The organism is Pseudoalteromonas sp. DY56-GL22, assembly GCF_041414715.1.
GTDB classification, from domain to species: domain Bacteria; phylum Pseudomonadota; class Gammaproteobacteria; order Enterobacterales; family Alteromonadaceae; genus Pseudoalteromonas; species Pseudoalteromonas simplex.
In genome coordinates, this window is the sequence record NZ_JANHZR010000008.1 from 24070 (window position 1) to 36653 (window position 12584).

14 protein-coding genes are annotated in these 12584 nt (G+C 39.6%); 3 read left to right on the forward strand and 11 right to left on the reverse strand.

Annotation, left to right across the window (positions count from 1 at the left end; all coding sequences use genetic code 11):
- Positions 1–482: 482 nt before the first annotated feature.
- From NO991_RS16350 to NO991_RS16360, 3 genes are read left to right on the forward strand one after another with little or no spacing between them, the layout of a single operon-like run.
- Positions 483–1160, forward strand: coding sequence for a hypothetical protein (locus NO991_RS16350; protein WP_300357160.1), 678 nt, complete (start codon positions 483–485; stop codon positions 1158–1160).
- Entirely contained in the window at positions 1157–1594 is a 438-nt protein-coding gene (locus NO991_RS16355; protein ID WP_300357158.1) for a DUF488 family protein, read from the forward strand. The genes NO991_RS16350 and NO991_RS16355 overlap by 4 nt, the downstream gene beginning before the upstream one ends.
- A gap of 4 nt (positions 1595–1598) precedes the next feature.
- Positions 1599–2201: a DUF4326 domain-containing protein gene (locus NO991_RS16360; protein WP_300357155.1), complete on the forward strand. Its 603-nt coding sequence runs from the start codon at positions 1599–1601 to the stop codon at positions 2199–2201.
- A gap of 28 nt (positions 2202–2229) precedes the next feature.
- On the opposite strand, the gene NO991_RS16365 is transcribed toward NO991_RS16360, so the two are convergent.
- The 11 genes from NO991_RS16365 to NO991_RS16415 all read right to left on the reverse strand — a co-directional run bounded on the left by NO991_RS16365 (position 2230) and on the right by NO991_RS16415 (position 12580).
- Entirely contained in the window at positions 2230–3168 is a 939-nt protein-coding gene (locus NO991_RS16365; protein ID WP_300357152.1) for a nucleotidyl transferase AbiEii/AbiGii toxin family protein, read from the reverse strand.
- 13 nt (positions 3169–3181) lie between these two features.
- A complete protein-coding gene (locus tag NO991_RS16370) occupies positions 3182–3952 on the reverse strand; it encodes a type IV toxin-antitoxin system AbiEi family antitoxin (protein ID WP_300357150.1) in 771 nt (256 codons plus the stop codon).
- A gap of 419 nt (positions 3953–4371) precedes the next feature.
- Complete coding sequence (locus NO991_RS16375; protein WP_300357147.1) at positions 4372–5037, reverse strand: FlgO family outer membrane protein; 666 nt, start codon at positions 5035–5037, stop codon at positions 4372–4374.
- Positions 5038–5040: 3 nt separating this feature from the next.
- Positions 5041–5715 (reverse strand): FlgO family outer membrane protein, encoded by a 675-nt coding sequence (locus tag NO991_RS16380; protein ID WP_209327636.1) that lies wholly within the window; start codon positions 5713–5715, stop codon positions 5041–5043.
- Positions 5716–5729: 14 nt separating this feature from the next.
- A complete protein-coding gene (locus NO991_RS16385) occupies positions 5730–6323 on the reverse strand; it encodes a FlgO family outer membrane protein (protein ID WP_054554363.1) in 594 nt (197 codons plus the stop codon).
- Positions 6324–6377: 54 nt separating this feature from the next.
- Positions 6378–6980, reverse strand: coding sequence for an SPOR domain-containing protein (locus NO991_RS16390; RefSeq protein ID WP_300357139.1), 603 nt, complete (start codon positions 6978–6980; stop codon positions 6378–6380).
- Between the two features lie 13 nt (positions 6981–6993).
- Positions 6994–9960, reverse strand: coding sequence for a hypothetical protein (locus tag NO991_RS16395; RefSeq protein WP_371352201.1), 2967 nt, complete (start codon positions 9958–9960; stop codon positions 6994–6996).
- A gap of 19 nt (positions 9961–9979) precedes the next feature.
- A complete protein-coding gene (locus tag NO991_RS16400) occupies positions 9980–10771 on the reverse strand; it encodes a fimbria/pilus periplasmic chaperone (RefSeq protein ID WP_300357133.1) in 792 nt (263 codons plus the stop codon).
- Between the two features lie 8 nt (positions 10772–10779).
- The gene (locus NO991_RS16405; protein WP_300545583.1) at positions 10780–11247 is read right to left on the reverse strand and encodes a DUF4402 domain-containing protein; all 468 of its coding nucleotides are present in this window, start codon (positions 11245–11247) and stop codon (positions 10780–10782) included.
- 19 nt (positions 11248–11266) lie between these two features.
- Positions 11267–11860, reverse strand: coding sequence for a DUF4402 domain-containing protein (locus NO991_RS16410; protein WP_138618693.1), 594 nt, complete (start codon positions 11858–11860; stop codon positions 11267–11269).
- Between the two features lie 111 nt (positions 11861–11971).
- The gene (locus NO991_RS16415) at positions 11972–12580 is read right to left on the reverse strand and encodes an SPOR domain-containing protein (protein WP_082389317.1); all 609 of its coding nucleotides are present in this window, start codon (positions 12578–12580) and stop codon (positions 11972–11974) included.
- Between the last annotated feature and the right edge of the window lie 4 nt (positions 12581–12584).

Sequence of the window (12584 nt, forward strand, 5' to 3'; positions counted from 1 at the left end):
ACTTACGAGATAATAAAAAACACACAGTTTTAAGTGTGATAAAAACCCTCTACTGCCACGAGTGGCAGTGACTCTGCCATATATGACAAAATCACTGCCAGAAGTCCGCACTCATCGAGTGCGAAAAAAAATCAATCCACACCCAGTGAGTGCGCTTTAAAGTTAAAAAAAATTGCCCCACACTCGACCAGTGCGAAGCTAAATTTTGAAAATGTTTTTTTGCAAAAACAGAATTTAATTTGGATTAGAATATTTCATATATGTTTGGAGGAACAATCCAATTCTATCACAAGATGTGAAATACCAATTATCTATTGAAATATGAGAAGTATTGTATTAGTAAGGTGATAAATATATTCTAAAGTTAGTTAATCAGGAATTGAGTCTCTTTGGAGATTCTGTTTACTATTATAAAGTTTAAGTAGGCGAATAAGAATGCTCCGCGTACTTATTGATAAGTTCTTCAAGGAAGGAGTGAACCAATGTATAAAGAATTCATCTGTCTAGCCAATTCACGGAAAGTATCAGGTCGCTGTATAGCAGGTAAAGAGCTAATTGCAGGAGCTTATGGAAACTGGATCCGACCAATCAGTGAGCGTAGAGATCATGAAATCTCCGAAATTGATAGGCGCTATCAGGATGGAAGTACAGCTCAAGTCTTTGACATAGTTGGTGTAACGTTTAAAAGCAAATCAGATCACCCAGCGCAAATAGAGAACTACACGATCAATGACGGTTACTACTGGTCTAATAGAGGAAAGTATGCAGGCTCCCTTGATTTGTTAGTTGATGAGCCCCCCTCACTTTGGCAAACGGGTCATTCAAGCTACAATGGAACTAATGACCGTGTACCTACCACAGCAATCACTGCACCTGGTCAATCTCTATACCTAATAAAACCAGAAAATTTAGAGATTATTGTTCGTGTTGAGGGTGCTGAATTTGGAAACGGTAAAAAAAGGGTTAGAGCATCATTTCTATATCGTGGTACTAATTATTTATTTTCCGTAACTGACCCTGAAGTTGAACGAATCTATTTAGCTCGTGGTGAAGGTCGCTATATACCCACTGGGCAATGCTATATGACCATCAGTTTAGGAGAAGCATGGGAAGGCTACTATTATAAACTAGCTGCCGGAATTTTCGAGGTTAAACAATGAAAATTTACTCTATCGGATTTACTCAAAAGAAGGCTGAACAGTTCTTTGGGCTTCTTCGGAATGAAGAAATAAAAACCTTAGTTGATGTCAGGCTTAACAATGTATCGCAATTAGCTGGATTCGCAAAAAAAAATGACCTGATTTTTTTTCTAAAGGAATTATGTGCCATAGATTATGTTCATATTCCTGATTTAGCACCTACAAAAGGTATACTAGACCCATATAAAAAAGGAACAATGTCATGGGAAGGATATGAAGATAAATTCATGAATCTTATGGCACAAAGAAGAATAGAAAGAATCGATAAAGAAATAATTGAAGATGGGTGCTTGCTGTGTAGTGAACATAAGCCACATCATTGCCACAGAAGGCTAGTCATTGAGTACTTAAATGAAAATTGGAATACTAAATTCGAAGTTAAACACTTGGTCTGATTAGATGAACTTATTAATACTATATCCTAGTTTGTTTTTGAGCTTTGAAAAATTCGAAAGAAAATTGAAAAATATCTTATCGGAAAATTCGCCACAGAAAATCAGCTATTATTCTGATCCAAATGGATTTGTCGAAAAGTATGTTGCCATACACCTTCCAGATACAGCGACAGTGAATATTCCTAAATTTGATTTAGAAAACATAACTCATGCAATCATATTTGATGATGGAGAAGAGTTCGTAGAGGAGTTAGCTTCTATTAGGTTGAGAATAGTGCCAATTAGAAGGATAAAAATTAAGATAACTCGAGTAATAAATATAAAAAAAGACAATAAATATAAAGGGTTAACCTCCAATGAAAAATACGAATATATTGGGAGAGGATCTTACTGGGGAAATCCTTACTCGATGTATGAAAATGGTGATGACAGAGATGAAGTCATAAGAAAGTTTAAGTACGATTTTGACTTTGAAAAGTTTCCTAATAAAGATAAGTCTGAGGTGTACAAATTGGCTGGTAAAAGGCTTGGGTGCTTTTGTAAACCGAACGCTTGTCATGGTGATGTACTAGCTGACTTTTTGAATTCATGGGACGACGGAGAGTAAGCTTATTTAATAAATGCTTTTCACAGCGTTAATTAGCATTTCTTTGTTTCAGCCATTCATCAAGTACAGCCTCTAATTTAGCTAGCTGCTCTGTATGTTTTTCTTGATTCTTAGCTAGCTTAGCAATGTTTTGTAGCTTCCAGCGTATAGCAGGCAGTTCTGCTGCATGGGGATAATCAAACAGTGACCAATCAGGATCCCCTTGTTTGAATGACAGCAAAAATGAACGATCTCTTTCTGTAAAATGAGCTTGTAGTGCAGCTACCATTACTGGCCTTATATAAATTAGATCATTTAACTCAACGGGTTCAAAGGTCATGCCATCGAACTCCGCTTTAAACTTCTCATCAAGAGGTTGCCAGTTAGGAGCCATAACCTCATTGATAGGTCTTGGGTGGCTTAGTACATAAGTAATGAATCCAACAAAGATATCTCGTGAAATACCTTCCTCTGCAAGCAGCATACGAACATCAAATAGGTCTCGAGGGTGCTGGCGATCCATAGCAGCACATAGTTTTCCGCCATAGAGGTCGGGCAGACTAACGACTGGGAGCTCTGCATAACCAAACTCATCTTCGACTGATTCTTGCACAGGTAAGATATCAGGTTTATGCAACGTACCTCTTGCTACCGGAGAGACTTCAATTTTAATTGTTGCATTTAGACTAGTAACAATTATACGTAGCTCATCTGCTTTTTGATCTTGTAACACAGCATTGGTATTTGGTTGCGTATTAATTAAATCGGTAATGCGTTGAAGCGCAGCTTTTACATTTGCTAGCGCTTCATCTCTAGGCTCAAGAGGAAGATAGGCAAGGTCAATGTCCACAGACAATCGTGGAAAGTCTCTCACAAATAAGTTGATAGCAGTGCCGCCTTTAAGTGCAAATGAAGGCTCTGTTGCAACTACTGGTAACATTCTAATCAGCAGTGAAACCTGCTTGTAGTAGGGGCTCTCTCTATCCATTGTTTGCTTCTTCTTATTTTACACTTAATATTTCTGGCACAGTGATTTGGTAACGCTCATCAAATCGCCCTTGCTCTACCACCTGACGCTTTCCTGAACCTAATGCGATCTTTGATTCATCAATGCGCTGAGTCCATTGATGGCCGTGATGATGACTCAAAAACAAAAACACTCTATTGGTTTGAACCGAGCTACTACGTTCAAGAAGAGATTGCACCTTTCTAGGACTTAGGTTTACAAGCCCTTGAAAAAGCTCTGCAGCATGTTCAAACGAAATTTGTTTTCCGATCGCATCAACAACTTCGTAAGCAGCAAGCTCAGGACAACTGGCTTTTAGCTCTTTTCCTTTAACCGTAATCACTTTCAGGTCCTTTTCGGGGGCAACTTCAAGCTTATGGTTCCCACAATAAAACCAATTTTGATTGGGAAATTTACGAAACCATTTCGGCAATGATTGCTTGTTCTTCACCCCTATCCAAACTTGTTCTTTACTTAGCTGTAAATAGTGACTCAGCCCTTGGTGAGTCAAGCTGCTTAACCCAGCCAGATGAACAGGATGGTTTAACTGCATGTCCATTGCTTGTAGAACCCCCACCCAGTCAGGTTTAACATCATCATTTGCGCTTGGGCGATAATAAACGCCTGAAGATAACTTCTTCAGCCAACCACTTTGCGTATATCTTTGAGCCAAGGAATAGCTAATTCCATTCTCGGTCAGCCATTGCTGTAGTACAAGGGCTCCAGGATATGTATGGGCAACCAGCCAGTTTATCTTAGATGACATTTTAACACCTAAAGTATGAATATTGATGTTTCTGCAAACCTTTAGTTTGCCTTGTGCGTAATTATAACACTTTTAGTGTTAAAAAAAATGTTTTAGTAAACTAGCGTGAGAAGTGTGGGATTATTCTTCTTTAGAGGTTGAGCTGGTACTCTCTTAAAACACGAAAACTGATAAACAATTTAAACGAGCTTATGTTCAGAAATAGTACTTTTTCAGCTATCTGTACGCTTTTTCCACGCACCTATTTTCTTCAGAGGTTTATTTTTACATAGAATGTTTTCTGAGTAGGTATCCATTTAACTAAGAGGCCACTCAAAAGCTGAGGTAAAGCTACAGAAAATTATAACGGTCTAAGGCTTTGGTAATCAAGAAATTAATCCAACCGGCTTTAGAGCAAGCCGATCGGTAAAATAATGAGGCTAGTTAACGCGAGCAGTTGCTGATTTGATTGACTCATTCTTTAGCACAAAATATGGGATCACTTTTTGTGCGCTAGCAATAACCAGCTTTGAGTTTAAATTAATTACTCGCGCATTCACTTCAACACCATTAGGGCGATATATCAGTGTGCCAGTAAGTACATGGCTGGCGATGCGACGCTCGGCTAGCTCTTCTACATCACGCGACATCACAAAATCACCACGTGAAGTCACACTAATGATATCCATCGCTTTAAAATCAACAACGCCAAAGCCGAATTTTTGCAGCTGGTGCATCATTGTTTCAGAGAGTTGATTACCAAGTTGAGAGCTGTTTTTTAGGCTCGCATCTAAATCAACAAAGCTAGTAATGGCTATTCCTAACTCGCTTTCTTGTTGCATGGTATCCACTAATTCAAGGGCCATTTGCTCGACATAATTAACAACGGTTTTATGATGTTGATAAGGCACAAATAAACGATGGTTAGCGTTATCCTGCTGCATATCTTTTTGCTCAAGCGCTTGCAGCATAGCAACATAATCGACTTGAGTACTTGCTGATGCAGGTGCACTTTGAGCGGTATTTTGCGGCTCTGCTGATTGCTCTGGCAGCAATTGGCAGCCAGAAAGCGCGAGCGTTAACGATGCGAAGATAAAACCTTTCATAGCTTACTCACTTGCTTGTTTAAGTGTAATACCATCACTACGGTTGGTGCTATCAAGGGCATCAACCACTGATTGTGGTATAAAGCCTTGCGCTGACCCTACAACTGCTTTGCTTGCTAAACCAACAATGCGGGCATTAACGAGCACACCACTTTGATGATTAACCAAAGTACCCGCCAATACATAATTGAAATTTTGATCTTGGCTTAGCTCTAAATAATCACGACTGAAAACATAGTCACCACTTGGCGTGACACGCATATAATCAGTGGTTTTAAAATCAATGACAGGTACACCAAATGCATGAAGCTCATGAATGAAACTTTCGGCAATTTGATTACCTAGCAAATTCGTTGAGTTGTAATCTGCATCAAGGTATACAAAGCTTGAAACAGCAACCGGCGTGTTATCGCTAACATATTGCAAGTTTTCAACTAAGTCCTGCATGATGCCACGCACATAGTGATTAATATTTTTACGCGTTGGTGCAGCGGTAAAGGTGCTGTTATTCATCACCGCCTGATTGGTTTGAAACACACTGTCGTTACTATGCGGCGCGGCAACTTCTCTTTGCGCAGCTAATTGAGGCTCATTATCTTGCTGAGTTGTATCACCAGTTAACATTGACGAGCAACCAAAGCCAAAAGGCAAACATAAAGTTAAAATTAAACGTTTCATTAAATGAGTTCCTCTTAATATTCGCTTCGATACAACTGGCCATCACGTTGCTGAACTTTTTCAGCGCCCCACATCACATTGATAGGGATCTCGGTGCTTGCTGCTGACACTATTCGCAGATCTTTGGTATTTACCAATCGGGCGTTAACTATGTAGGCATGTTGTTGCCGCGTCAGTGTGCCGGTAATAACAAAGTCAATATTCTGACGTTGACGCAAGGTATTTACATCACGACTAAGTACACTATCGGCCGATTGCTGCAAATTTAAAGTCTTTTCTAATCGATACTCTATGGTATGAAAACCAAGCTGAGTAAATTGCGTTAATAAACTTTCTTGAATTTGCTGACTCAAGCCACTGCCCTGATCTTCTGCTAAATCAGTACCTAAGCCATCAGCCATATAGAAACTGGTCACAGCAATACGTGCATTGCCTTTGTAAGGGCCTTGAATACGGCTCAGCTGACTACTTAGATCAGCAACGTATTGATGCACCGTATAAGGTGCCATCGGCGATTTTGGGGTTTCTCTAGGGGGCGCTTTTTGTGGCTTTTCAGTTAAGCTACAACCCACCAACACTAAAAAAACTGAATAAAATAACAGGCGCATAATTGCCATCCTCACTAAACTTAGTAAGTACAAAGCAATAATTATGCCTAAGTATTATTGTTGATGGGATAAATCAAGCGGATTTTGCACATAGTGCGATACCAAGCATGCCACCCCGACTGATGCTAACTTTTTACAATCATTATCTGCTTGCTGCTTTTGTTGATATGCACCAATTTTCAAACGATGGAAAGTGCCGCCATTTACAGTTACTGACTCTACATTAGCAATAAACTGACCATGAAATAGTGCCGGCGCTTGTTTTTTAATTTCAGCAAGGCGAGCTGTTAGTCGAGGTATTTCTGTTACGGAAGCAAGCTGTAGTGCAAACTTGGCTGCAGGCTCCGCAATAAACTGAGGGGCGGTTACTGATGACTTTTTAGTATTTACAGGCTCAGATTGCTGCGTATTTAACAAAGTAAGTTGTTCAGTGAGTAAGGTTAACTCACTTTCAATTGTCAGCAAGCGCTCAAGCTCTGGCTTCATTGCTTGGAATTGCTGATGCGACTGCCTTAGCTCCATAAGCTCTTGTTTGCTAATTTTCACTAAGTTTTCTTCACTCACTTGTGGCTCTGATACGCTTTGGCAACCAAAGATAGGAGTAACCAGTAAAACTAACCATACTTTCTTCAGATTTTGAAAAGTCGTAAAAACCATAATTTACTCCTTGCTAGTGTTGAACATGCTGCTCTGTTACATGGCATTTAATTGCTTGTGATATTAGCTGCACACATTGCTGCTCAAGCTCGTTTGCAGATTGTGCGTCATAGCCAACCGCAAGCGTGTAGTGCGCATTTGCTTTATCGTGAATATAAAAAGCGTTTTTTAACCCTTGCTGTAACAAACGCTGTTTCACCAATGAGTAATACACCTTTAATATTTTCAGTGAATTAAACTTGCCAATACTCGCTATATATCCCTGGCGCTTTTCGAGTGGGCGCAAAGTAATGTCAACTCCCACCAGCACATCACCTTTGGGCGATAACTGTATTTTATGTGTTTGAGTACTAGTCAGTGATTTTTGTCCTTGGTACTGCTTATCTACAATCGCCTGATACTTACCGGGCTTAATATCAGTAAACAAGTAATAGCCATCATAAGCCGCTTGCGTAGTTGCCACATCATTACCTTGCTCATCCACTAAAGTAATTTGGGCATAAGGTTGAACATTAGCTCCTTGCTCTGTCTGCTGATAAACAGTGCCTTCTATTTCGCTGGCATTATTTACTGGAAAATCCATGTACTCAACAAAGCCTGCTCGTGGTGTTATGGAGAAACCATCGTGGGCGGGGATCATAAAAGGGTCAGCAAAACTGTCACGATCGAGCACTATATCTGTTGTGCGGTTAGCTGGCATAGCAGAAAGAATCGCGATCCCTTGTTCATCAGTAATCGCTTGGCGATAATTTTGTAAGCCTTTTACTTTAACACCTGCCAAGCCCTTCTCATTACTGTCTTTAATACCATTATCATTTTCATCTAAAAACACATTAACCATTAAACTACCTGTATTGGTCAATGTTCTGTTGCTCATAAATGGTTGATTATATTGGCTATCAAAACCAAAGCTAAATCGGCTATTTAAGCGAATTTGCCATTGGTCATTACTATCGTAATTAACATTACTGCTTAAGTTAATCCTGTCATTTTGCCACGTTAGTCCTAATTCTGCAGACTGAACATCGTAATCTAGAGAGTCCCTTAAAGTTAACTCTGCTTGGAGACTCGGGCCTAAACTTCGGCTAAATTCAGCTTCATAACTTGCTATCTCACTCACTGGAGAAAGACGATAATTAACACCAAACCGACTGTACACTCTGCCTAGTCGTGTTTGTAAACGCGTCATACCATCTACACTTTCTTGCCCGGCGCTTGGGTCTTGCCATTGCAATAAATTATTTATTGAGACGTTTGCATAGCTGTAATTTAAACGGTTATAAATTTGCTTTAAATCACCACTTTGTGCGTGTTGAACTAAAAAGTTATTTTGATAATTAAGCCGCCCAAAGTTGTTTTGCATCAGCTCACCAGACATATCAAATTGATAGCTTTTCAGCGTTATATCTCGACCATTCTGGTTATCTGTACGGTTCGTTGCGCTGAATAGCAAAGACTGATCAGCCAGCTTAGTTCTTGTTGTTAATTCAAATTCTCTTTGTTGTTGATTGTTTTCTTCATACTCCAGATTAACTAATAACCTATCTAACAAGCTGAGATTCGTTCCTAGAGCAACATGGTATAACTCATCTTGCTCTTGCTTTTGCGCCATAAAGCCTGAGTACATAGCAACGTTATCACTCAATCCATATTGGTATCGCCCTGCAGCAACCCAGCCCTTGTTTGCACTATTACTGTTATTACCTAATAACTGCTTGCCTTGCTCTGAAAAAGATAACTCATAGACTGCTTCCCCTTGTTCAAGCTGCGTACCATCAATGTAGTAATATTCTGTTTTTCGCTCTACTTGCCCTTGCGGACCATAAAAAATCAACTCAAAGTTATTTTCACCAAACAGTAAATCAACGTCAGCAAAAACATAGCGCCCATCCGCCAAGCTCAATTGCTGCTCAATTAAAATACCATTGCGGTATAATTCAACATCCCAACCTGGCTGTACTGCACCAGTTAGATTCACTCGATTATTATTAACTGCTTGCCCAAGTTGATAATTCGAAATTTTAACTCCGCGCCCGTACTGGTTGTTATAACGGCTGCCAACTTGCGTAGCTGTGACATCACCTACCTCAATAAGACTTGCAGCAAGTGGACCTAACAGCTGATTATTCACATCTTGCTTGGAGAAAGTTAGTCTTGAGTTATTCAATAAATCACTTTCACGGCCCGATAAAAAGTATTCCATAGTAAGGTATGCAAAATCTTGCGAGCCAAGTAATGAGTAACTTGCCTGACTACCATCATTATCTTGGGTATAGTTCAATTGTAAGTCAGCCACAGGGACAGATAAGGCCTGGTATGGGCTTGGTTTCCAAGGTAAAGTTGCTTGCTTTTGAGTACTATAGCTTTGTAGTTGTTTTTTATGTCGCTGCGCTTGGGCGACAACCGGATAAACAGACTCAGTTTCAATATACAGCTCTAAGCTTGCGTAATCAGAGCGATGCTGAAATTCTAAAGCCTCAGCGAGTACTGCTGCCTCTATATAAATATCATCATCAACACTAATTTGTTGTTCTGTAAGCTGCCACTTTTTTGTATCTGTAATCAACTGTTTTTGAGCTGTTAATTGAAAGGTTTTATTGGTGTTAATGAACCAACCTTCGGCCCTCTCGGCTGATATATCGACATTGATTGCTAATTGTAAGATATCAACTAGCCCTGAAAGCCCCAGCAATATGTCTTGATCAGACTTAAGGGCAAAAATCTCACCGAGGTAATTTTCATTTAAATAAATTGAAAATAGCAAAAATTCCCCAGTGGCAATTCGTTGCTGAGCGTCTAAGGTATCTGCAGAATGATTAACAGCAGGTATATGCTTTGATTGTGTAGCGTAAAGCTGTTCGCCATTTAGCTTAGCCTTTATGGCATTGAGTCTAGCTAGTACATCCTCTGTACTCACAGTCGAATTAGCAACGCTGATAGGACTTAATAGCATAAGCCCTAACGCAAATAAGCGATTCATAAATTTTTCGCATTAATCCCTAATGTCGAATAGGCAATGAATATGAGCCAAAATCGACGCCTTCATACTCATCGGCACCTTGATATTTAAGCTCAATGTTCCCTTGTTTTGGCATCTGTTTACCAGAGAATAAATCTAACAACACAGTCGCTTGTTCAATTTCAGGGTATAGGCTTAGATTCCCGATTTCTGCGATTTTTTCTTGTTTACCTGCAGAATTAGTAACATACGCGCTAAGTCGACCGTAACTACTAAAACCTTGTTGTTCAGTTAATTTAACGGCAATTTTTGGTTTTTTGTTCACCGAATCTTCAACTATTTCTGCAGTTTGAAATGTAACTTTTGGCAGCTCACCTTGTTCACGATATACAACTGGAATACTAAAACTCAAAATCATATTCACTTTAAGTCCAGCCTTAGCTGCCTTATCTTCATTTGGTAAGGCTTGGAATAGTAAATGGGAACGATATTCCCCTTTAGCCAAATCCTTAGGCTTTCTAATTGCTATTTTAATCGTTTGCCTTTCGCCAGGTGCTAAGCGAATTTGCTTTGGTGATAAGCGTGCCATAGGAGAAAGGCTCGTGGTTACTGGCTCACTCAATGTTTGATAGCCCCCACCAGGTAGCGCTAATTTTTCGCTCCATACCACGCGGTATGTACGGTACTCTTCTGAGCTATTAATGACGGTGACTTTTGCGCTTCGTTGGCGCTCATCAAATGAAACCCGCGTTGGTGAAATAAGTAAGTTTGCCGTTGCATATTGACTGAAAAAAACAAAAAGAAGTCCACATAAAAGACGTTTTGCGAACATATCTATCCTTAGTAATCGACTGATATTTCTAAAAAAGTTGTAGAAGAATACTGACCATCAGCGTATGGTTTAGCGCTACGGTCTGTCGTTAAAATACCGCCAATAAATACTTTTGCTTCACCAAATTCATTGGTAATCACATATTTAGGAAAACCATTAAGGCGTACAGAAAATCCAGCACTCGAGTTGCCATCGATATCATGTGTTAAGTCAACTGGGGCAACTAGATTCATAGTTAGCTGAGTTCTAGCTGGAAAGTCAGTAAGTAATAATTCTGCAGGGCGGCCATTTTTAAGAACATAAACCGAGCCCTGCGTATTGATACTGCCATCATCTTTGACGATTACAGAGCTGGTATTTGTATTAGCTAGAATAACTAGAGTACCAAAATCAAGCGCTTGTTGCTCTGTGCTCGCAGCCTGTAAGGGTGTTGAGAACACACAAAATAAAACAGTAGCTAAAAGCAAAAAGCGCATGACTAATTACCTAGTATTATTAGTAAGCAACTTCTAATTGGAAAGTGCCGGTATACTCAACATCACGATAAGGCTCAGATGACGCCGAATTTGAGGTAGATAAATTGGCACCAATGTTAAACTCAACACTGCCGTCTGCATCTGCTGTTAAGTTTGGGCTGCCTGGAAGGTAATAAGCATTTGCATTTGGGCCTGAAGTAATAAAATACTTCCATTCATCAACAATAAAGTTTGGCTCATTTAAACCTTGTCCATCAGAAGCTAAAATATTAGCTGTAGGATCAGTAATCGACAAACGCGCATTAGGCACCGCTTCCGATACCGTAAATGAAGCAGGAGACCCTTGCTCAATAATTGAAATAATCGCAGGAGATGCATCTGTTCTTGTTGAAACAGGGCTTGCATCAGGTTCTGGGTTAATTGTTAAAACAGCTTGCGCAGCACCTGAAGGATCGGCTACGGCACGAATAGTACCAAAATTTAGATCATTTCCTTTTGTTAAAACAACTGAGTTTTGAACCTTTACTGTTGCACTGAAAGATTCAGTAGTGGCATAAGAATAAAAAGCAGAAAATGCTAATGAGCATGCAATTAAAGAAAGAGGTAATTTCATATTAAGTCCTTATAAATAAATGGCTAAGCCATTTTGCTGTATCTTAAGCTTTATCGACCTCTAGAACAAATACTTTAAGGTTAATCCCCTAATTTCCAAGAGGAAAGATACTTATAGCATCTCCCCAATAAAAGGGGCTGTCACACAAGTTTGCCCCATTCTTTTGGCTATCTCACAAAAAGCTGTCGCCTGAGTATAATTTGCAAATGGACCTGCTCGTAATCCATACAAGGTTACCCCTTTTTGCTCACGAGTTTTAAAGCGAAAATCTAGGTCATTTAAAACAGCAGGATAATCACGTTTAAGGTTCAAGACCTGATGTCTGACCTTTTTCGGCGTTAAATATAAACCTAATTGCACACCTGCTTCTGCTGCTTTGTTTGCAGCAATAATCGTTTCTAATGAGTCGATTGATGATGATTGCTGAGATTGTATTTGCTCACTTTGGTGATAGATCACATCATTTTGCGGCTCAAATGCCGATGGTTGTGCAGTTAAATCACTATTAGCCGAAAGTACCTCGATTAACAACGCAAGGTCTTTTTCCATTGCAGCAAGACGTTCAATGCTAGGCTGTTGATTTTGCCACTCGGCAGCAAATTGCTGTACCTGCTGTTCAGTATAAACAGGCTGGCTTTGTTCTTGGCTCATCATACATGCTGTTAAAGCAGTTAAGCAGATGGTTAACAATAAATATTTAGAGAAAATAGAAAAATGCATGGTG

What these genes read in the sequence shown, in the direction of transcription:
- NO991_RS16365 (WP_300357152.1), bottom strand. Translation starts at nt 3,168, where the DNA reads ATGGATAGAGAGAGCCCCTACTACAAGCAGGTTTCACTGCTGATTAGA.
- NO991_RS16350 (WP_300357160.1), top strand. Translation starts at nt 483, where the DNA reads ATGTATAAAGAATTCATCTGTCTAGCCAATTCACGGAAAGTATCAGGT.
- NO991_RS16370 (WP_300357150.1), bottom strand. Translation starts at nt 3,952, where the DNA reads ATGTCATCTAAGATAAACTGGCTGGTTGCCCATACATATCCTGGAGCC.
- NO991_RS16375 (WP_300357147.1), bottom strand. Translation starts at nt 5,037, where the DNA reads ATGAAAGGTTTTATCTTCGCATCGTTAACGCTCGCGCTTTCTGGCTGC.
- NO991_RS16395 (WP_371352201.1), bottom strand. Translation starts at nt 9,960, where the DNA reads ATGAATCGCTTATTTGCGTTAGGGCTTATGCTATTAAGTCCTATCAGC.
- NO991_RS16415 (WP_082389317.1), bottom strand. Translation starts at nt 12,580, where the DNA reads ATGCATTTTTCTATTTTCTCTAAATATTTATTGTTAACCATCTGCTTA.
- NO991_RS16405 (WP_300545583.1), bottom strand. Translation starts at nt 11,247, where the DNA reads ATGCGCTTTTTGCTTTTAGCTACTGTTTTATTTTGTGTGTTCTCAACA.
- NO991_RS16390 (WP_300357139.1), bottom strand. Translation starts at nt 6,980, where the DNA reads ATGGTTTTTACGACTTTTCAAAATCTGAAGAAAGTATGGTTAGTTTTA.
- NO991_RS16410 (WP_138618693.1), bottom strand. Translation starts at nt 11,860, where the DNA reads ATGAAATTACCTCTTTCTTTAATTGCATGCTCATTAGCATTTTCTGCT.
- NO991_RS16380 (WP_209327636.1), bottom strand. Translation starts at nt 5,715, where the DNA reads ATGAAACGTTTAATTTTAACTTTATGTTTGCCTTTTGGCTTTGGTTGC.
- NO991_RS16355 (WP_300357158.1), top strand. Translation starts at nt 1,157, where the DNA reads ATGAAAATTTACTCTATCGGATTTACTCAAAAGAAGGCTGAACAGTTC.
- NO991_RS16400 (WP_300357133.1), bottom strand. Translation starts at nt 10,771, where the DNA reads ATGTTCGCAAAACGTCTTTTATGTGGACTTCTTTTTGTTTTTTTCAGT.
- NO991_RS16360 (WP_300357155.1), top strand. Translation starts at nt 1,599, where the DNA reads ATGAACTTATTAATACTATATCCTAGTTTGTTTTTGAGCTTTGAAAAA.
- NO991_RS16385 (WP_054554363.1), bottom strand. Translation starts at nt 6,323, where the DNA reads ATGCGCCTGTTATTTTATTCAGTTTTTTTAGTGTTGGTGGGTTGTAGC.